Annotated in this window: 18 protein-coding genes and 1 tRNA gene; 3 read left to right on the top strand and 16 right to left on the bottom strand. The window is 46.2% G+C overall.

What is annotated here, in order from left to right; genetic code table 11:
* Positions 1 to 292: 292 nt before the first annotated feature.
* On the top strand, positions 293 to 1,504 hold the full coding sequence (locus DWX68_RS09495; RefSeq protein WP_118293994.1) for an IS110 family transposase: 1,212 nt from the start codon (positions 293 to 295) through the stop codon (positions 1,502 to 1,504).
* A gap of 219 nt (positions 1,505 to 1,723) precedes the next feature.
* Here DWX68_RS09495 and queA read toward each other — a convergent pair whose 3' ends face one another.
* On the bottom strand, positions 1,724 to 2,749 hold the full coding sequence (queA, locus tag DWX68_RS09500) for a tRNA preQ1(34) S-adenosylmethionine ribosyltransferase-isomerase QueA (protein ID WP_118629223.1): 1,026 nt from the start codon (positions 2,747 to 2,749) through the stop codon (positions 1,724 to 1,726).
* Between the two features lie 169 nt (positions 2,750 to 2,918).
* On the bottom strand, positions 2,919 to 3,704 hold the full coding sequence (locus DWX68_RS09505; protein ID WP_118629225.1) for a hypothetical protein: 786 nt from the start codon (positions 3,702 to 3,704) through the stop codon (positions 2,919 to 2,921).
* A 120-nt stretch (positions 3,705 to 3,824) separates the two neighbouring features.
* Between DWX68_RS09505 and DWX68_RS09510 the strand changes: the two genes are divergently transcribed.
* Together DWX68_RS09510 and DWX68_RS09515 are read left to right on the top strand one after the other, a co-directional pair.
* Positions 3,825 to 3,896, top strand: a tRNA-Arg gene (locus tag DWX68_RS09510).
* A 75-nt stretch (positions 3,897 to 3,971) separates the two neighbouring features.
* Entirely contained in the window at positions 3,972 to 4,871 is a 900-nt protein-coding gene (locus tag DWX68_RS09515; protein ID WP_182432168.1) for an MBL fold metallo-hydrolase, read from the top strand.
* Between the two features lie 33 nt (positions 4,872 to 4,904).
* On the opposite strand, the gene DWX68_RS09520 is transcribed toward DWX68_RS09515, so the two are convergent.
* The 14 genes from DWX68_RS09520 to pth form a co-directional block, all read right to left on the bottom strand.
* On the bottom strand, positions 4,905 to 5,507 hold the full coding sequence (locus DWX68_RS09520) for a DedA family protein (RefSeq protein WP_118481982.1): 603 nt from the start codon (positions 5,505 to 5,507) through the stop codon (positions 4,905 to 4,907).
* Positions 5,508 to 5,614: 107 nt separating this feature from the next.
* Positions 5,615 to 6,277: a phosphate signaling complex protein PhoU gene (phoU, locus tag DWX68_RS09525; protein ID WP_118629229.1), complete on the bottom strand. Its 663-nt coding sequence runs from the start codon at positions 6,275 to 6,277 to the stop codon at positions 5,615 to 5,617.
* A gap of 104 nt (positions 6,278 to 6,381) precedes the next feature.
* Positions 6,382 to 7,137, bottom strand: a complete 756-nt coding sequence (pstB, locus tag DWX68_RS09530; RefSeq protein ID WP_118629231.1) for a phosphate ABC transporter ATP-binding protein PstB — start codon at positions 7,135 to 7,137, stop codon at positions 6,382 to 6,384.
* 21 nt (positions 7,138 to 7,158) lie between these two features.
* Positions 7,159 to 8,034: a phosphate ABC transporter permease PstA gene (pstA, locus tag DWX68_RS09535; RefSeq protein WP_118629233.1), complete on the bottom strand. Its 876-nt coding sequence runs from the start codon at positions 8,032 to 8,034 to the stop codon at positions 7,159 to 7,161.
* Positions 8,024 to 8,962 (bottom strand): phosphate ABC transporter permease subunit PstC, encoded by a 939-nt coding sequence (pstC, locus tag DWX68_RS09540; protein ID WP_118629358.1) that lies wholly within the window; start codon positions 8,960 to 8,962, stop codon positions 8,024 to 8,026. The genes pstA and pstC overlap by 11 nt, the downstream gene beginning before the upstream one ends.
* Positions 8,963 to 9,159: 197 nt before the next feature.
* Positions 9,160 to 10,077 (bottom strand): phosphate ABC transporter substrate-binding protein, encoded by a 918-nt coding sequence (locus DWX68_RS09545; RefSeq protein ID WP_118629235.1) that lies wholly within the window; start codon positions 10,075 to 10,077, stop codon positions 9,160 to 9,162.
* Positions 10,078 to 10,400: 323 nt separating this feature from the next.
* The gene (tyrS, locus tag DWX68_RS09555; protein WP_117796015.1) at positions 10,401 to 11,624 is read right to left on the bottom strand and encodes a tyrosine--tRNA ligase; all 1,224 of its coding nucleotides are present in this window, start codon (positions 11,622 to 11,624) and stop codon (positions 10,401 to 10,403) included.
* A gap of 664 nt (positions 11,625 to 12,288) precedes the next feature.
* Complete coding sequence (locus DWX68_RS09560) at positions 12,289 to 12,513, bottom strand: hypothetical protein (protein WP_107001488.1); 225 nt, start codon at positions 12,511 to 12,513, stop codon at positions 12,289 to 12,291.
* Between the two features lie 2 nt (positions 12,514 to 12,515).
* The gene (locus tag DWX68_RS09565; protein WP_118629237.1) at positions 12,516 to 13,583 is read right to left on the bottom strand and encodes a M56 family metallopeptidase; all 1,068 of its coding nucleotides are present in this window, start codon (positions 13,581 to 13,583) and stop codon (positions 12,516 to 12,518) included.
* Positions 13,580 to 13,975: a BlaI/MecI/CopY family transcriptional regulator gene (locus tag DWX68_RS09570; protein ID WP_107001486.1), complete on the bottom strand. Its 396-nt coding sequence runs from the start codon at positions 13,973 to 13,975 to the stop codon at positions 13,580 to 13,582. Before DWX68_RS09570 ends, DWX68_RS09565 begins: the two co-directional genes overlap by 4 nt.
* A gap of 64 nt (positions 13,976 to 14,039) precedes the next feature.
* A complete protein-coding gene (locus tag DWX68_RS09575) occupies positions 14,040 to 14,345 on the bottom strand; it encodes a hypothetical protein (RefSeq protein ID WP_107001485.1) in 306 nt (101 codons plus the stop codon).
* A gap of 17 nt (positions 14,346 to 14,362) precedes the next feature.
* Entirely contained in the window at positions 14,363 to 14,935 is a 573-nt protein-coding gene (locus DWX68_RS09580) for a hypothetical protein (RefSeq protein WP_118629239.1), read from the bottom strand.
* Between the two features lie 208 nt (positions 14,936 to 15,143).
* Positions 15,144 to 18,674, bottom strand: coding sequence for a transcription-repair coupling factor (gene mfd / locus DWX68_RS09585; protein ID WP_118629241.1), 3,531 nt, complete (start codon positions 18,672 to 18,674; stop codon positions 15,144 to 15,146).
* Entirely contained in the window at positions 18,671 to 19,300 is a 630-nt protein-coding gene (pth, locus tag DWX68_RS09590; RefSeq protein ID WP_107001482.1) for an aminoacyl-tRNA hydrolase, read from the bottom strand. The genes mfd and pth overlap by 4 nt, the downstream gene beginning before the upstream one ends.
* Between the last annotated feature and the right edge of the window lie 151 nt (positions 19,301 to 19,451).

Consider the following 19,451-nt stretch of genomic DNA (forward strand, 5'->3'; position numbering starts at 1 on the left):
CACCTAACTCATCACTACTACAATATACTTATGGGTAATCCCCTTACATCCAGTAAGGATTTATCCATCTCATTACTTAAACTGTTAGAATGTAGGATGCAATGGTATATCGACTTCATCACTAGGACTTAGCGTCCGTACTTTAGACTGATAACCAGCTCCTCATTCACAGTGTTCGTTTTATGCAGGTTGAATCACATTAAGTGCATTCGTGTCACACACAGTAGTTTGAGCAGGTAATGAGTAAATCTGGTATTTATCCATTGTAATATTTTTAAGGAGTGACAAATTTATGAACGCAGTAGGTATTGATGTTTCAAAAGGTAAAAGCATGGTTACAATTCTAAGACCATTTGGTGAGATTGTATCCTCTCCTTTTGAGATCAAGCACACATCCAGTGATATCCTTTCACTAATTAAACTTATTCACTCTATCGAAGGTGAATCACGAATTGTAATGGAGCACACCGGACACTATTACGAAGTACTTGCTCAGCAATTTTCAGCAGCTGGTCTGTTTGTCAGTGCTGTTAATCCTAAGCTAGTCAAAAACTTTAATAATGACTCTCTTCGCAAAGTTAAATCTGACAAAGCTGATTCCATCAAGATCGCCCGCTATGCTCTTGACAAATGGCAAAATCTTAAACCATATAGTATTGTGGATGAATTGCGCACACAACTAAAGGCCATGAATCGTCAGTTTCATTTCTATGTGAAACAAAAAACGGCTATGAAAAATAATCTTATTAATCTCATTGACCAGACATACCCAAATGCAAATACTTATTTTAATAGTCCACCCCGCAGTGATGGCTCCCAAAAATGGGTTGATTTTGTCTATACGTATTGGCATGTAGATTGCGTTCGTAAAATGTCTCTAAATTCTTTTGTTAAACACTATCAAAACTGGTGCAAGCAAAAAAAATATATCTTCAATAAATCAAAAGCCGAAGAAATTTATACCAAGGCAACGGAACTTGTCCCGGTATTTCCTAAAAACGAAATAACCAAACGCATCATTAGACAAGCTATCGCTCAGCTTAACAGCACTTCCGCTACCGTCGAAACAATACGCATTCTCATGAATGAAACCGCCTCAAAACTTCCAGAGTACCCGATTGTTATGCAGTTTAAAGGGATTGGTCCATCTCTTGGTCCACAGCTTATGGCTGAGATCGGTGATATAACCAGATTTACACATAAAGGAGCCCTTACTGCTTTCGCCGGGGTAGATCCTGGCGTAAACGAGTCTGGCTCCTATGCACAAAAAAGTGTTCCAACATCCAAACGTGGGTCTTCAAATTTAAGAAAGACTCTTTTTCAAGTAATGGATGTTCTTATTAAAACAATGCCGCAAGATGATCCTGTATATCAATTCATGGACAGAAAACGTGCCCAGGGTAAACCGTACTATGTTTACATGACTGCAGGCGCTAATAAATTTCTCAGAATTTATTATGGACGAGTGAAGGAATATCTCTGTATTCTTTCTGAGTCAAGCTAATTCAAAACTTTTATTTGCAGACCAGCACTGCTTGTGGTGGTCTTATTTTAGTGCCTAATTTTAACCATGTAAAATTTTATATTTTTTTCCCCATTAAGTCTTGACTTTTTATTTGCAGGCTAAAGTAACGAGAACGCGGTGTGCCGTTTTTCAAACATTTTTCGAAATAAAAAGACCCATAGCCTTTCACTATGAGTCTTTTTCATACATCCCTTTTCTCTACTGGATAAACATAGCATCCCCAAAACTAAAGAACCGATATCTCTGCCGGATCGCCTCTTCATACGCCGTGAGCACATGTTCTCTGCCTGCCAGTGCGGATACCAGCATGACGAGCGTGGACTCCGGCAGGTGGAAGTTTGTGATCAGGCAGTCCAGAATCTTGAACTGATAGCCCGGATAGATGAAAATGTCGGTCCAGCCGCTGCACGCGCGGATCGTGCCGTCCTCAGCCGCTGCGGATTCAATCGTCCGGCAGCTTGTCGTACCGACACAGATGATGCGTCCGCCATTTTTCTTCGTCTCATTGATCATGTTGGCGGCATCTTCCTCGATACGATAGAACTCCGAGTGCATATGATGATCCAGTACATTCGAAACCTTGACCGGCCGGAAGGTTCCCAGACCCACATGAAGTGTGACATGCGCGATCTTGACGCCCATTTCCTGAATCTGTGCCAGCAGTTCCTTGGTAAAATGAAGTCCGGCAGTCGGAGCAGCCGCGGATCCCTCATGTTCTGCATAAACGGTCTGATAACGGTTTTTATCTTTCAGACGGTGTGTAATATACGGTGGAAGCGGCATCTGACCAAGCTGGTCAAGAATCTCCTCGAAGATCCCCTCATAGGAGAACTGAATCAGACGATTTCCCTCTTCTACCACATCAATGACGGTTCCTTTTAACAAACCATCGCCAAAATTAATTACGGTTCCCGGTTTTGCCTTTTTGCCCGGCTTTACCAGCGTCTCCCAGATATCGTTCTCACGGCGTTTCAGAAGAAGAATCTCGATGTGTGCATCCGTTCCCTCCTTGCTTCCGATCAGACGCGCCGGGATAACCTTTGTATCATTGATCACCAGGCAATCGCCCGGATGAAGATAATTGACAATATCCTTAAACACCTTATGCTGCATCTCACCCGTCTTTTTATCCAGCACTAAAAGCCGGGAAGAAGAACGATCTTCCAGCGGATCCTGTGCAATTAACTCCTGAGGTAAATCATAATAAAAATCTCTTACATCCATTTTTTGTGCCTCTTTGTCTTTCTATATCTGTACTTTCACTTTATTAAATCTATCGGTTTTATATCTTATATGCTATCAACCATTTCTCTATACTCCGGCATATCCGCTTTTCAGCTTTCCATACCTTAAAAACTTTATTTTTCCAGCCAGACGAATTCAATAAAGCATTTTAAGGATTTGACAAAGCCGGTTCTGACTCCTCCTGCATATAAGATGCGCCCTGTTTCATAAATTCCACGCGCTCTTTCAGCGCTTCATCCTGCTCCATCGCCGCATCCATTGCTTCATCCGTCTGCTTACTGAGAAGGCGTACATCCTCATTGACCGACAGCTCTTCAAAATACTGCGTCAGCTCTTCGGACATTTTCCCGTCATCGATCTGCCAGCTTCCGTCCTCCGCCCGGATCGCATAGATCCGCACCAGACTCGGTGCCGGTGTCTCCACGCCCGTATACAAAATCTCATAATACACATACGCTGCCATCTCGCCATCCCTAAGCCCCGGCGTCGTATAACATTTCACATTCTGGTACCCGGAAATGTACTGCTTCTGTTCTTCAAATTCCTGACGGTAGTGTTCTTCCTCACTCGTATCCTGTGAGGTAAACAACTTCACAAACGTATCCATATCACAGTCGGAAACTGCCTGAAAATAAGTATTCATCAGCTCTGTGATCCCCGGCTCGCCATTCTCTGTCAGAATACATCCGCCAAAGTCCTGAATATATTCTTTCGTGTCCGGCTCAATCACCATTCCAGATCCGCCTGTATCCACCATTTCTGCCGGTAAGCCATCCTTTTTCCCCAGAATGTTTGTTATTTTCCCGGAAAACATCGCCACCGAGCCAATCAGAATCAATACAATCACCGCCGCAAGCAGCATCACATAGCGGCGCAGTTCCCAGTCCGTTCCGTTCTTCCGGCTGCGTCCCGGTTTCTTTTTCGGTTCTCCCACCCGACCGCCTCCTGACTTATTCGATTGTTAATATTATAGCGGCGATTTGGTTACTCGGCAAGCGGTATTTCCGAAAAAAAACTTGCAATTTTCTAAATATTATAGTATCATACAAGTAATGCGTCTGTAGCTCAGTGGATAGAGCGCCGGCCTCCGGAGCCTGAGGCGTAGGTTCGATTCCTATCAGACGCATTCTTAAAAAGCGACAGCGGAGATATCTCAGCCGTCGCTTTTTGTGTTATTCATGATAAAAGGAGGACTCTTTCCGTGGAACTCATACACGTTTCTGGAAATACAGACTGCCTGCTTGGCAAAACAGCCGTCGGCATCTACCGCATCGACGACACCCGCTGCATCCTGTTTGACAATGGTTACTCAAAGGAATATGACGAGCTGGTCGGCTCTCTGAAAGACGCCGGGCTGACCCCGGCGGGGCTGATCGTTTCCCACGCGCACATCGACCATCATGGAAACAGCAAACGCCTGCGCGAAGCCTTTCAGATTCCACTGGCTATGTCGCTTGGCGAAGCCGGGCTGATCGCCTCCCAGGCGGCGCTGGAACGGTATACCAATTATTTCGGGCGCTCCGAGGAGGAAAAGGTTTCCATCGACACCGAGCAGCGCTGCCCGGTTGACTGTATCATCCAGCCGGAGGATACTTCCGTGACACTCTGCGGCGTAACCTTCCCGGTTCACCATCTGCCGGGGCATTCCCTCGACCACATCGTCATCGGCACACCGGACGGCGTCTGCTTTGCCGGAGACGCGCTTTTAACCGAAAATGTCCTGCGTCACGTCAAGCTTCCATACTGCGACCACGTCGGTCTGGATCTGGAAAGCAAGGAAGCAATCACAAAACTGCCTTACCAGTACTGGATTTTATCGCACAAAGGTCCATTTGATGGCAATATCCGGGAACTGGCGGACAAAAATATGGATCTTGTCCGTCTGCGTCTCGCAGAGCTGGCAAAGCTTTTGCAGAGACCGATGACGCGTGATGAATTTTATCAGGAAAGCCGACGCCTGATCGGAATGCATATCGGTACCTACGACCAGCTCATCCGTCAGGAACGCCACCTGCGCCCATATCTGGAACAGCTGGTGATTGATGGGACGGCACGGCTGGAAGTAAAGAATGACACCATATATTTTTACTTGAATGAATAAACTCTTTCTGCATGAATTTTCACTCTCCTGTTGTTATCGTTTCCGAAAATACACACACGCCACCGCAAATCCCAAGATTCCCGCTCCCATCACGGCGAAGCGGGAATATGTTTTTAACAGCACCAGAATACGTTCCCACGATGCCCCCGCCACCGCGCCGGCTCCGATGAGCACCGTATTCCAGATAAGACTGCCCGCTGTTGTCAGAAGGAGAAACGGCAGCAGTTCCATCTTTGCCATCCCCGCCGGAATCGAGATCAGGCTTCGGATGATCGGAACGAACCGGCAAAAAAAGACGGCTGACCGTCCCGTTCTCTCCAGCCATCCGTCTGCATCTTTCACATCTTCCACTTCTACTCCCAGCCGTTTTCCCCATGCCCCGCCCAAAAATGCATAAAACTTCTGCACGGGAATGTGCCGCCCCAGCTCATACAGAATCAGCGCCCCCAGCACCGAGCCCGCCGTCGCTGCCAGAACTGCCCCGGCTATGTTCATCCGTGTATATGTTGTCATAAATCCACCAAAGGTTAAAATCACTTCCGACGGGATCGGCGGAAACAAATTCTCAATTAGAATCAGGGCAAACATTCCCGCATATCCGTATGAACTTAAAAGTTCCAGCACTATATCACGCATGATATATCGCACTCCACGTTATCTCCACATATTCTATTTATTTTATGCGGAACGGAAAAAATCCAGGCATCTAATTTTCATTTTTCATGCCCGGATTTTAATTAAACCTAGAGAATCATCACATCCCCCACAGCCCCTGTGTCCGAAAACTCTGTCCACTCGCACACATTGACCGCGTGATCGGCGATTCGCTCCAGATACTTAGCAACCATCAAAAGATCGACTGCCACATCAGATTTATCCCCGTCTTTTTTCAGAAACTCAATCACTTCCCGTTTTACCCGCTCAAAGAAGGCATCGATCAGATCATCCCTCTGTTCGAATGTCTCCGCCGTCTCGGTGTCACGCTCAATAAACGCGTGAATCGCATCCTTTACCATCGTTTTCACATTTGCCACCATGGCCGGAAGATGTTTGCTTACAAGACTAATATCTGCATCCTCCAAACGCAGGGACAGATCGGCTATGTCCGCCGCCTGATCACCCATCCGCTCCAGATCGGTCACAACCTTCAGCGCCGTCGAGATATGGCGCAGATCACTGGCAACCGGCTGCTGCTTTAACATCAGCATCAGGCAGTGTGTCTCGATCTTTCGCTCCATATTGTCCACATCCCGGTCTCCTTTGATGACCTTCTGTGCCAGCTCTTCATTATGCTCGGTAAGCGCCTGAAAACTACTGTCAATCGCATCCTGCACCATCTGGCTCATCGCGTTCAATTCCTGATTCAGCCCTTCTAACTCCTGTATAAATGCCTCTCTCGTCGCCATCCCGTATCTCCTCTCCATCTCCCCTGTTTTCTGCCCAGAAAATTTCCACTTCTGAACAGCAAACTGATTTTCTACTTATTTTTAAATCCTCAATCTTACGCCTATCATCCAAACCGTCCGGTAATATAGTCTTCTGTCTTCTTTTCACGCGGATGCGAGAACAGATCCGTCGTCGGTGCATACTCGACTACCTCTCCTACCAGGAAAAATGCCGTATAGTCCGCAATACGGGTCGCCTGCTGCATATTATGGGTAACGATGACAATGGTATAATTCTTCTTGAGTTCGCCCATCAGATCCTCGATTTTCAGCGTGGAAATCGGGTCCAGTGCCGAGGTCGGCTCATCCATAAGAAGAATCTCTGGCTCAACTGCCAGCGCACGTGCGATGCAGAGACGCTGCTGCTGTCCACCGGAAAGTCCCAGTGCAGAACGTTTCAGGCGGTCCTTGACCTCATCCCACAGGGCCGCGCCGCGCAGACTCTTCTCTACGATCGCATCCAGCTCTGCCTTTCCCTTGATACCGTGAATCCGCGGTCCATACGCGATATTGTCATAAATACTCATTGGAAATGGGTTCGGCTGCTGAAATACCATGCCAACCTTCTTGCGAAGAAGCGTCGTATCGACCTTCGGATCGTAGATATCCTCGCCGTCGATCAACACCTTTCCATTGATTGTCACATTCGGCACCAGATCGTTCATGCGGTTCAATGTCTTTAAATAGGTAGACTTACCGCAGCCGGACGGTCCGATAAACGCTGTGATCTGATTTTCATATATATCCAGATTGATATTTTTTAATGCATGATTGTTTCCATAGTACAGATTCAAATCCGACGTAGAAATTTTTGTCTCCATATCATTTCCTCATTTTTTACTTTATTTTAATTTTGTCACATCAAACCGGCTGGTCAAAAATCTCGTCAGCAGGTTGATTCCCAGCACGATAATCAGAAGCACGACCGCGATTCCAAACGCCTGATCGTATTTTGCTTTCTGCATCGACAGGTAGAGCTGGATGGTCAGCGTGCCACTCGATTCAAACAGTTTTCCAAACAGGTTTTTCGGAAGCTGGAAGCCGCTTCCGGCAGTAAACAGAAGCGCCGCCGACTCTCCCACGATACGTCCAATCGAAAGAATGACGCCGGTCAGAATACCCGGTGCCGCGCTCGGCAGCAGGATTGTCCGGATCATATACCATTTCGTTGCACCGATTCCCAGCGCGCCGCTGCGGTAGCTGTCCGGAACGGTTTTGAGTGCTTCCTGTGTGTTCCGCGTAATCAGCGGAAGCACCATCAGGGTCAGCGTGAAGGATCCGGTCAGAACCGAATAGCCCAGCTTCAGCGTCATTCCGAAAAAGACCATACCGAACAAGCCAAAAATAATCGACGGAATACCGGACAGGATCTCGGTTGTAAATTCAATCGTCCGCACCAGTTTTCCCGGCTTTGCATATTCGTTCAGATAAATGGCGGAGCCGATTCCGATCGGCGCTGCAATGATGAGGGTAATTACAATGATGTAAATCGTGTTGATGATATTTCCCAGAATACCAAAGGTGCCCTTTAAAGAGCTCTGCACCGTGGACAGAAACTGCCAGGAAACCTGCGGCAGGCCGCGCACAAACACATACCCCATGATGCCAACTAACAACGCGATCGCCACGCCAGCTGCCAGATAAATCAACACTTTTAAGATATTGTCCCCGATGCGGGTGCGCTTCTGGTAAATACTTTTCATTCCATTATCGGTCATTTGCGCCGCCCTCCTTCACAAACATCCGGCTGAGCACCGTGTTGATAAACATGATAAATACGAACAGCACCAGACCGATGGTAAAGAGCACTTCCCGGTGAAGTCCCTCTGAATAAGACATTTCCGCCACGATCGCGGTCGTCAGGAAACGGACAGAGTTAAATGGAAGCGGCAGATTGACTGAACTTCCAGATACCAGGCTGATCGCCATTGCCTCCCCGATCGCACGTCCGCAGCCTAAAACCACCGCCGTGATGATGCCGGAGTGCGCCGCCGGAACGATTACTTTGAAAATCGTCTGGATATGCGTTGCACCGAGCGCCAGTGATGCGCTTTTTAAATGTTTCGGGACCGCCCTAAGCGACGCCTCGCTGATATTGATGACGGTGGGAAGAATCATGATTGCCAGAACCAGAACCGCCGATATCAGGTTCGCACCACCGGTAAACTGATGCGTCGTGGAACCGGCAAAAATTTTCATTTCCAGCTTATACATCAGGGGATTTAAAATCAAAATTCCTAAGAGTCCGTAGATAACCGACGGAATACCTGCCAGAAGCTCAACCGCCGGGCGGACCACTGCCGCTACCTTCGGCGGCGCAACCTCTGCCAGAAAGATGGCGGTAAACAGCCCAATCGGAACACCGATCAGGATCGCCAGAAAGGTTCCGACGATGGAAGTTAAAATAACGTAGAGGATTCCGAAAGACGCCGGATTTCCAGTCGGCTTCCAGATGGTTCCAAATAAGATTTCCGGAACACCCACCTTAAAAAGTGCCGGAGTACCGCTGATAATCATGTATAAGGTAATTGAAAAAACTGCCACCACTGCCAGAAGGCCGCAGGCGGTAAAAATAATTTCCGCTGCCCTCTCTACCGCTGATTTCGTGGCATGGCTTCCAAAAATGGTAAATTTCTTTTCGTGCATATGTCTCTCCTGTCTCGGATTGAACAGCGAGCCGCTTTCGGTCAAAGCAGAGTTTCCTTTCTGCGGCTTGACTGCAAGCGACTCGATATTGTTTGAATCTATTCAATATTATGTGTATTCGTGAATTTCTGATTTTTCTATCCTTACCTGTTTCCACCGGTAATTTTATCCACATTCACAAATTCCGATGCAGTTTCTTACTTCGTAGTAATCAGACCTACCGATTTAATCAGGTCATCGCCTTCTGCAGAGTATACATAATCAAACAGCGCCTGTACCAGATCGTTCTGCTCAGAAATTTCTCCCTTGGTTGCCATAACGAATGGACGACTTAAGAAATAGCTGCCTGCCTTGATGTTCTCCTCAGTCGGCTCTACATCATCCAGTTTAACTGCCTTAACGGTATCATCGACTACATCCAGGGAAACGTATCCGATGGAACCCGGTGTAGATGCTACTTTTGCCATAACTGCACCGGTGGAATCCAGCTCGTTTGCATATTTGCAGGCATCTTCCAGACCCAGAAGCTCCTCAAATGCGCCTCTTGTACCGGAACCTGCTTCCCGTCCGACTACGACAATCGGCATATCGCTGCCGCCTACATCCTTCCAGTTTGTGATGCTTCCGTCGTAAATGCCGGTCAGGTCATCCTTGCTCAGACCATCTACAGCGTTGGACGGGTCAACGACAACGGCGATACCATCGATGGCTACGATATTTTCAACAGCACCTTTTGCTTTCTCATCATCCTTTAATGCTCTGGAAGAATCACCGACATCACACTGACCTGCCAGCACGGACTCGATACCTGCGGAAGAGCCGGTAAATTCAGCCTGTACAGTCACGTTCGGATATTTCTCCATGAACGTTTCTGCCAGTGCGTTTGCAAATTTTTCCATCGAAGTGGAACCTGCCAGGGTGATAGAACCACTTAAATCTTTTGTATCTGCGCTGTTCTCGGTTGTATCTGCTGCTGCACCACTTTCAGCTGCGCTGCTATCTGCGCTTGTGTCTGCTGTACTTGTATTTGTATTGCTGGAACCACATCCTACCATTCCAGTTGCCAGAACGGCTGCTCCTAATACTGCGATTGTTTTCTGAATATTTTTCTTCATAATAAAATTCCTCTTTCCTCTCTCTTTTTTCTCTCAGAGTTTTTTATCCTTGATTTCTTACAGTACGCAGTATAAAAGATTCCTGGATTTACAGAAATCATGTTTTGGTATCGTTTATGTAAAATTTGGGTAATTTTTGTGGGAGTGAATGTAAGATATGGTTTCTGATCTGCTCTGTTTCTCTCCATGATCCGAAACGCCGCCGGACATCTCTTCGGACTTTGCTTGAAAGCCCGGGCAGAGATCGCCGGCGGCGTGATTCTGATTTTTATACTGAGTTTCATTCTGCTCTCAAACAAGGCAGGTGAATTTCCCCAGACATCCTACTTCAGAACAACCTTCTTAAAGTTTTTCTTACCTCTCTTGACAACCATTCCTTCGCCGGAAAGCTGATCCTTCGTAAAGACTGCCTTAACATCCTTTACCTGGTTTCCGTCTACAGATACGCCGCCCTGCTCGACATTTCTTCTTGCCTCGGAACGGGACGGAGCCAGACCGGATTTCTGCAGGATGGAGAGAATATCGATCTCATCACCGTTGAAATCATCCTCTGTCAGCTCGTAGGTCGGCATATTCGCTGCATTTCCGCTGGAAAACAGTGCTTTCGCTGCTGCCTGTGCCTTCTCAGCCTCTTCCTCGCCGTGTACCAGCTTGGTCAGCTCGTAAGCCAGGATCTCTTTTGCAGTATTTAACTGGCTGCCTTCCCATTTATCCATCTCATCGATCTGCTCAAGCGGCAGGAAGGTCAGCATACGCAGGCATTTTAATACGTCCGCGTCAGCGACGTTTCTCCAATACTGGTAGAACTCGAACGGGGAGGTCTTGTTCGGATCCAGCCATACAGCGCCTGACTGGGTCTTGCCCATCTTCTTGCCCTCGGAGTTTAACAGCAGGGTGATGGTCATCGCGTGTGCGTCCTTGCCAAGCTTTCTGCGGATCAGCTCGGTACCGCCTAACATATTGCTCCACTGATCGTCGCCGCCGAACTGCATGTTGCAGCCGTATTTCTGGTACAGCATGTAGAAATCGTAGCTCTGCATGATCATGTAGTTGAACTCTAAGAAGCTTAAACCTCTCTCCATTCTCTGCTTGTAGCACTCAGCAGTCAGCATGCGGTTGACACTGAAATGCGGTCCAACCTCGCGCAGTAAGTTTACATAATTCAGATTCATCAGCCACTCTGCGTTGTTGACTAAGAGCGCCTTGTCATCGGAGAAATCGATGAAACGGCTCATCTGCTTTTTGAAGCAGTCGCAGTTGTGCTGGATCGTCTCCGGTGTCAGCATCTGGCGCATATCCGTACGTCCGGACGGATCGCCGATCATGCCGGTGCCGCCGCCAAGTAATGCGATCGGCTTGTTGCCTGCCATCTGCAGACGTTTCATCAGGCACAGTGCCATGAAATGACCTACATGAAGGCTGTCTGCGGTCGGGTCAAAACCGATATAGAAAATGGCTTTTCCTTCATTGACCAGTTTTTTGATCTCTTCTTCGTTTGTAACCTGGGCGATCAGGCCTCTGGCTACTAATTCTTCGTAAATCTGCATTTTCCTGTTTACTCCTTTTTATAAAAAATAATTTTGCTTACTCGTTTTGCTTCTCCACGGGATTCCTTTTTTCAAAAATACATCCGATTCATCCTTTATTTTCTCTCCGAAAATCATTCTCAAAACAGAACAATAAAGGTACTTTGGAACGTCTGTGATTTCACAAGACACATTTTTCTATAAAATAAAAAAGCCCCGTCCTCCAAAAAGGACGGGGCAAAATTCCCGTGTTACCACCTTTGTTCGCAGACAGCTCGCGCCCATCTGCCTCTGCCGGTACCCTCTGATACCGTGACCGGATAACGTGTGTCTCTCACGTCGCAGCCTACCAAATCAACCGCCGCACATTTTCCACGCAGCCTTTTCATCGGATCCGATTTTAGATTCTTCGGTGCGAAGCTCCGGGATGTATTCGAATATCCGGTTCACGCGCGCCTCTCATCATCCGGCTGCTTTCTGTGCGCTCTCCTGCGGATCTCTACTTGTTCCCTTCATTGCCTTTGTAAGGTTATTGAGTATATTCTGTATTATAAGCGAAATTTATTATTTGTCAAGGCAATTTCTCAACTTCAAACTTCACGCTATAAAATTTTTACATTACTTTAAATTCAAAGCGTAAAAAGGAGTGTACATATTTATTAAATATAATTATCATATTATTACTTTAGTCACACAGTTCCCAATCTCCCAGCCACGTATCCTTAGAATAATTATATAATCTTCTATATAATTTCCCGTTTTCAACTTTATAAACATATTTTATAACATCTGCTCTAGCTATTGAACTCGATTTTTCAACAGCCACCTCTTTCTCTTGTGCAAACGCAGTCCCTGAAAAAATACATGTCATAGCAATTATTACTGCTAAAATTCTGATCGTTTTTTTCATTTTTATTTCCTCCTAATATTAATATTCTTTAATTCATTTGGTATTTCATCCAATGTTCCTATATATGTACCATTCATATATAATTCATACCCGTTTTCTGTCTTTACAAAAAAGTTATTTTTTTTGACTATATCATCTTCTTCAAAATACGGTGCATGCAACTTCAAATCAGCTACTGGTTCTATTACTATTGTACCAGACAATATAATAGCAATTAAGAAAAAGAACAACTTAATATTGACCTGTTTTTTTTGTTCTTCATTCAATATAGAAGAAATTCTAATTTTCAAAAAACTTCCATTAAAAAAAGATAGTGTTCCTCTCCTTTTTAACGCTTTTGTCCCAGACATTTTTAACAATATTTCAACATAATGAATTTTTTCTATTTCAGATAACTCATTACAAACAATTAAATCATTTCTTATTTCTAATATGTTAGAAAAATAATACCGAACTATGTATACTAACGGATTCCACCAGTATAAAAGACATAATATTTCAAAAAAACACTTTAAAAATAAATCTCTTTTAATGTAATGTCCCACTTCATGCAAGAGTACTATTTTTTTTGTTTCTTCATCTATATTCGGTATTATTATATACGGATTTTTTATACCAACAATAAATGGATCTTCTATACTATCAACTTTCAATATTGGTATTTTTTTCACTTTTTTATACTTTTTAACACGAATATACTCTATCGGTCTTATTTCTTTTATTAATTTTATAAATGATATATATGATAAACTTTTTTGCACTAAGATAAGAAAACTTCCAAGTAAACTAATCAAAAAAAGTACAGAAAAATGACTTAAAAATCCTATTTTCCCCCGCATAAAGCGACAAAGTTCTGGATATAATATTTTTATTCCTATCGTATGACTTATTCCGCAAATATCTATTGGAAAAAATAATCTTACTCCTGTTAGTACAGTGCAAAAAATAAGTAATTTTACTTCATACAAGCTATAATTTTCTTGCTTTTTCCATATATAAACCGACAAAAAACCCAATAGCAAAATTGAACTACATATTGCCGATAAAATTGATGTATATGTTATTTTCATAAAATCTCTTTTTTTCTTTTTTGAACTATACGTTCTAATTCGTCAATAACCGACTCTTCATCTACTGCTCCATTCAACAAAGCTGCTGTTATTGTATTTACAAAGGACATAGGATTTCTAGAATTTTTCATACATTTTTCTATTTTTTCTTCTATTTCTTCATCCTGAGTCTTTTTCGCTTTATATCGCCTAGCAAAAACTTTTCCAGTCTGAACTGTATCAATAACCTGAACATAACCCTTATCAAGCAATTTTCTTAACACAGTATGGACTGTTGGCGTTGTCAATTCTTTTTCAGATTCTACAATTTCTGTCACCGTCATGGGTTTTTCATACTTCCACAAAACCTGCATAACATTCATTTCTCGTTCACTTAAATAATTATTCTTCATAAAATTCCCAATCTCATAATTTATAGAAACAAAGGGAGCAACTGACGCCCCCTTTGTTTTTCACTCAAGTTCCAATACTACTAACTAATATTATCATTTCCAAGATCCACATTCCATAAATCACTCTATCTTTTTTCATTAGCTCATACCATTCAGGCGTATCTAATAATCTTGGTTTTTTAATTATATAATAATAACAAAAAATCAAAATACAAAGAAAAATTCTAACAGTTCCCACCTGATCATACCAATTTCTAATTCCCATTATGGAAGCAATTCGCTCCCCACAAAGACACAGTTCCATTAATAAAGCGGCAAACGTTGCTTCTCTTCCTTGACGGAATTCATTTGATACTCTATTCTCTTTCATTGCATCTCCCTTTTTTATTACCAATACTCATACTTGGTATAACCTGGCGTCCACCCTAATACTCCATCATTATTATAGCCATATGTATAAGATATTGTAACTTTTGCATAGTTTATGCCACCCTTTTGTGCAGCTGCTAAAACTGTTTTAGCAACAAGTGCTGCCACTGCTACCCCTGCTCCTGCTCCGCCTACCTGTCTTGCGATAAAATTAGTTATTGTCGCTAAATCTTTCATTTCTTGCAAATCAATTGTATACACAATATTTACAACGGTTCCTATAGCAGCTGTTGCTGGTAATCTTCCAGTTATACTAGATGCCCTCGAAGCACCTGTAGATCCTCCACTACCACTTTTGCTTACTTCCAATAATTCTTTAACTTCCGATCTTGAAAAACCAAAATCTTCCATTAACATATCTTCCACAACAGTTTCATCCGTTACCGAAGCATATTTATCATAAATATCTCTCAATTCATGTTGATCAATCACAACCTTTGTTGCCACTTTATCTATTGAATATGGCGGCGCTTCCGCAAATGTTGGGATTACCAATGAAGTTGACATAACTATCGACAATAAAATACTCATAAATTTTTTTCATAAAACCACCTCTTAACGTTATTCACATTATTAATGAGCATCCCACATTTTTGCTGCATTGGAATCCCTCCCTTCTTTAAATTTAGTAAACAAGCTTTAATTTGATTATATATTATCATCTTTGATTATATATGTCAATATTAAAAATATATTTTCATTTCAAATATACTTTCAATCTTTTCTACACAATTAAAAACTACTCTTTCGCCAGCGCCGCGAGCCCGGAAAGAATCTCCCGCGCCTTCACAAGCATCGTCTCGCAGTCCGTATGTTTCTGCCGCACGTCGCGGTAATAGAACGACGGCACATCACCCGTCCTGAAGGTCAGCGTGCCCTTATATTTCTCCATCAGCGCCGGAATGCCGGAGACGTCCAGATCGGCTTTCTGGTACATCTGAATCGTGATATCCTGCTTCTTTACATCGACCTCCACGACACCCGCCTGATGAGCAAGCGCTTTTAGATCGGCGATCTTTAACAGGTTCTCCACCGAACGTGGAATCTCGCCAAAGCGGTCGATCAGCTCATCCTGCATATCCATGTACTCTTCCTGGTTCTCAATACCGGAAATCCGCTTGTAAACGTCGAGTTTCTGATATTCATTGCGGATGTAGGACGGCGGAATATACGCGTCGATGTCGCAGTCCACCACCGTCTCGAAGTCCTCGGCTTCGTTCTTACCGCGAAGTGCCAGCACCGCCTCGTTTAAGAGCTTGCAGTACAGGTCATAACCGACCGCCTGCATGTGGCCATGCTGTTCCGCGCCCAGAAGATTTCCGGCACCGCGCAGCTCCAGATCGCGCATCGCAATCTTGATACCGCTTCCCAGCTCCGTAAATTCACGGATCGCCTGCAGACGTTTTTCCGCCTCCTCACGCAGCAGCTTGTCGCGCCGGTACATGAGAAACGCATACGAAGTCCGCCCGGAACGTCCGACGCGACCGCGGATCTGGTAGAGCTGCGACAGCCCCAGCCGGTCGGCGTCGTGGATGATGATCGTGTTCGCATTCGGAATGTCCAGTCCCGTCTCAATGATGGTCGTAGACACCAGAACGTCGATATTGCCCTCAACGAAATCCAGCATAATTTTTTCCAGTTCATGTTCGTGCATCTGCCCGTGGGCGAACACGACGTTTGCCTCCGGCACCAGAGCCGCCACATGGTTTGCCACCTCGTCGATGTTATTGACACGGTTGTAGACATAATATACCTGTCCGCCCCGCGCCAGCTCCCTGTGAATCGCCTCGCGCACCATCTCGTCGTTGTACTCCATGACGTAGGTCTGAATCGGCAGGCGGTCCACCGGCGGTTCCTCCAGGACACTCATATCCCGGATGCCAATGAGACTCATATGCAGGGTACGCGGAATCGGCGTCGCCGTCAGCGTCAGAACGTCTACATTTTCCTTTAATTTCTTGATCTTTTCCTTATGTGCCACACCGAAGCGCTGTTCCTCATCGATGATCAGAAGCCCCAGATTTTTAAAGACAACATCCTTAGAAAGGACGCGGTGCGTTCCGATCACGACGTCCACCTGCCCTTTTTTCAGATCTTCCAGCGTTTTTTTCTGCTCGCCCGCCGTGCGGAAACGCGACAGCATATCGACCCGCACTGGGAAATCCTTCATCCTCTGCACAAAGGTATTGTAATGCTGCTGCGCCAAAATTGTGGTCGGCACCAGATACACAACCTGCTTACCCTCCTGAATCGCCTTAAATGCCGCCCGGAGCGCTATCTCCGTCTTGCCGTATCCAACGTCGCCGCAGATCAGGCGGTCCATGATGCGGCGGCTTTCCATGTCTTTTTTGGTCGCCTCGATCGCCTCCAGCTGATCCTCCGTCTCCTCAAACGGGAACATTTCCTCAAATTCCCTCTGCCAGACCGTATCCGGTCCATACTGGTAGCCCTCGCTCCGCTGACGCGCTGCATAAAGCTCGACGAGATCCTTTGCAATATCACGGACCGCACCGCGCACCTTGCTCTTCGTCTTATTCCATTCCATTCCGCCCAGTTTATTGAGCTTCGGCGTCCTGGCATCCGAACCGGCATATTTCTGGATTCCCTCCAGGCGGGTCGCCGGAAGATAGAGATTACCGCCGTCGCGGTACTCAATCTTGATGTAATCCTTGACGACCTTGTCCTGCTCGATCTTCTCAATGCCCCGGTAAATGCCGAGTCCGTGGCTCTCATGCACCACATAATCGCCGATCGAAAGCTCGGAAAAGCTCTGGATTTTCTTACCCTGGTAGGAGGTCTTTTTCTTCTTTTTCCGCCCCCGTCCGCCGCCGAACATGTCTCCCTCGGTGATCACGACGAACTTAATCAGCGGATATTCAAATCCCCGATGCAGCTTTCCGTAAGTCACCAGGATTTCACCCGGTTTCACGGTGTTTTCGCCCTCATCCGGGCAGAAGGCACTTAAATCATACTCCCGCAGATCGCCCGCCAGACGGCTCGCGCGCGTCCGCGAACCAGCCAGCAATACCACCCGGTATTTTTCCTTCTTCCAGCGCGCCAGATCGCTGATTAAAAGCTCAAATCCATTCTGGTAGGAATTGACATTTTTAACGCTCAGACTGTATTTTTTCTTAACCGTCATGCCGGAGAGCTTCTGATCCAGCCCCAGCAGTAAAAGAGTGCGCGGGCGCATTGCCATCGCCAGCGTCTCCTTCGCCGAATAGAGGAAGGAAGTCTGCCCCGGAAGCAGATAGCCGCCCTCGAGACGGTGCGACATGCTCTCCCGGAACTCCGTCTCGGTCGTCTCTGCTTTTTCCTTCAAGCGCAGCGGCTCATCCAGGAAAATCGTCAGCTCATCGACTGGAAAATAGTTTAAAAACGATACCGTTTCCTTGCAGAAATACCGGATATAGCTTCCCAGCCCATGCACCCGGAAGCCCTCGCGAAGCCCCTCTAAGACCTCCGAGACAGCCGAATCCATCCGGTACGCCTCTTCCGTCTTCATGGCATCCCGGAGCTTTTTCACGTATTTCCTGCGGTCTTTCTCGATCGCCTCGGTTCCATCCTGAATCTGCTCCGGCGTCAGCGCCATCTCCGTCGCCGGATAGATCACTGCCTCATCCACCTGCTCGATCGATCGCTGGCTCTCCGGGTCGAAGGTACGGATCGAATCGACCTCGTCGCCCCACAGCTCGATCCGGTACGGCACCTCCTCCGTCAGCGGGAAAATGTCAATGATACCGCCGCGCACCGAAAACTGCCCTGATCCCTCAACCTGCGCGACCTTCTCATATCCCATTTCTGCCAGGGCGTGCGTCAGCTTCCCGACCTCGACCACATCTTCTGTCCCGATCGTGAGACTCCGCTCTTTCATCCACGCAAGCGGCAGCAGATGTTCCATCAGCCCGTCGATCGTCGTGACCACCACGCCGCCGGAACTCTCCAGGACCCGCCGCATGACCTGAATCCGCTGTTTCGTCAGCAGGTTTCCGTGGATATCCGACGTATAAAACAGCAGATCCCTCGCCGGGTACAGCGAAATATCCGTATCAAAGCACCGGTAATCCTCACAGATCTCCCGCGCCCTCGAATCATCGTAGGTGACAATCAGCTTCCAGGGCGTCAGATCCGAAAGCTCGGACAGCAGATGCACCTTCTGCGAATCCAGGCATCCCGTGACAAGAAGCGGTCCCTGTCCGCGCTGTAAATCCGTCTTGAGATCCTGAAACTCGATCATCTCCTCTAACGGATTTGCAAATAAATCGCTCATTGTGTCTTGACTTCCTCCTTCCTCTCCGCCTTCTGCTTCTCTAGCTTCTCCTTCTCCCCGCGCGCCGCGCCGTTAAAATGGTTCATCGCCGCCTCAACGCCCTCTGTCATCATATCCACGACTGCCGCCGCACCGTCCTTAAACGCCGTCGTCATCGTTTCGGCTTCCTCTTTCGGAAAACGTCCCAGCACATAGTCTGCCAGATCCATGCGCGCCGGCTTCTCGCCCACACCGATCCGCACGCGTGGAAATTCCTGCGTTCCCAGATGGGCGATGATATTTTTGATTCCATTGTGGCCGCCCGCGCTGCCTTTTTTGCGGATCCGGATGCCGCCCGGAACCAGGCTGATATCGTCATAAATCACGATAAACTCCGCTGGATCTACCTTATAATAATCCATCACCTGACGGATGCACTCGCCGCTCAGGTTCATATACGTCTGCGGCTTTACCAGAATGACCTTATTTCCCTCGATCACGCCTTTTCCGATCAGTCCCTTAAATGCTTTCTCCCGGACATCAATGTTATACTTGTCCGCCAGCGCATCCAGCGTCATAAATCCCACATTGTGGCGGGTTCCCTCATATTCTCTTCCCGGATTTCCAAGTCCTGCAATTACATACATAATTCTATTTCTCCCTCTTTTTCTATAGTATCAAAAATACCAGATTCTTCACTCATCGTCTTTCTCAAAAAGCCAAAACAGACACGACTTTAAGCGTTAAATCCTGAAACTGCCACTTTTTCAAGCTGTTTCAGGATCTAACGCACTTATT

Source organism: Clostridium sp. AF20-7 (assembly GCF_003479275.1).
Classification (GTDB): Bacteria; Bacillota; Clostridia; order Lachnospirales; family Lachnospiraceae; genus Otoolea; species Otoolea fessa.

What these genes read in the sequence shown, in the direction of transcription:
- DWX68_RS09495 (WP_118293994.1), top strand. Translation starts at nt 293, where the DNA reads ATGAACGCAGTAGGTATTGATGTTTCAAAAGGTAAAAGCATGGTTACA.
- queA (WP_118629223.1), bottom strand. Translation starts at nt 2,749, where the DNA reads ATGGATGTAAGAGATTTTTATTATGATTTACCTCAGGAGTTAATTGCA.
- DWX68_RS09520 (WP_118481982.1), bottom strand. Translation starts at nt 5,507, where the DNA reads ATGCGTGATATAGTGCTGGAACTTTTAAGTTCATACGGATATGCGGGA.
- phoU (WP_118629229.1), bottom strand. Translation starts at nt 6,277, where the DNA reads ATGGCGACGAGAGAGGCATTTATACAGGAGTTAGAAGGGCTGAATCAG.
- pstB (WP_118629231.1), bottom strand. Translation starts at nt 7,137, where the DNA reads ATGGAGACAAAAATTTCTACGTCGGATTTGAATCTGTACTATGGAAAC.
- pstA (WP_118629233.1), bottom strand. Translation starts at nt 8,034, where the DNA reads ATGACCGATAATGGAATGAAAAGTATTTACCAGAAGCGCACCCGCATC.
- pstC (WP_118629358.1), bottom strand. Translation starts at nt 8,962, where the DNA reads ATGCACGAAAAGAAATTTACCATTTTTGGAAGCCATGCCACGAAATCA.
- DWX68_RS09545 (WP_118629235.1), bottom strand. Translation starts at nt 10,077, where the DNA reads ATGAAGAAAAATATTCAGAAAACAATCGCAGTATTAGGAGCAGCCGTT.
- tyrS (WP_117796015.1), bottom strand. Translation starts at nt 11,624, where the DNA reads ATGCAGATTTACGAAGAATTAGTAGCCAGAGGCCTGATCGCCCAGGTT.
- DWX68_RS09560 (WP_107001488.1), bottom strand. Translation starts at nt 12,513, where the DNA reads ATGAAAAAAACGATCAGAATTTTAGCAGTAATAATTGCTATGACATGT.
- DWX68_RS09565 (WP_118629237.1), bottom strand. Translation starts at nt 13,583, where the DNA reads ATGAAAATAACATATACATCAATTTTATCGGCAATATGTAGTTCAATT.
- DWX68_RS09570 (WP_107001486.1), bottom strand. Translation starts at nt 13,975, where the DNA reads ATGAAGAATAATTATTTAAGTGAACGAGAAATGAATGTTATGCAGGTT.
- DWX68_RS09575 (WP_107001485.1), bottom strand. Translation starts at nt 14,345, where the DNA reads ATGAAAGAGAATAGAGTATCAAATGAATTCCGTCAAGGAAGAGAAGCA.
- DWX68_RS09580 (WP_118629239.1), bottom strand. Translation starts at nt 14,935, where the DNA reads ATGAGTATTTTATTGTCGATAGTTATGTCAACTTCATTGGTAATCCCA.
- mfd (WP_118629241.1), bottom strand. Translation starts at nt 18,674, where the DNA reads ATGAGCGATTTATTTGCAAATCCGTTAGAGGAGATGATCGAGTTTCAG.
- pth (WP_107001482.1), bottom strand. Translation starts at nt 19,300, where the DNA reads ATGTATGTAATTGCAGGACTTGGAAATCCGGGAAGAGAATATGAGGGA.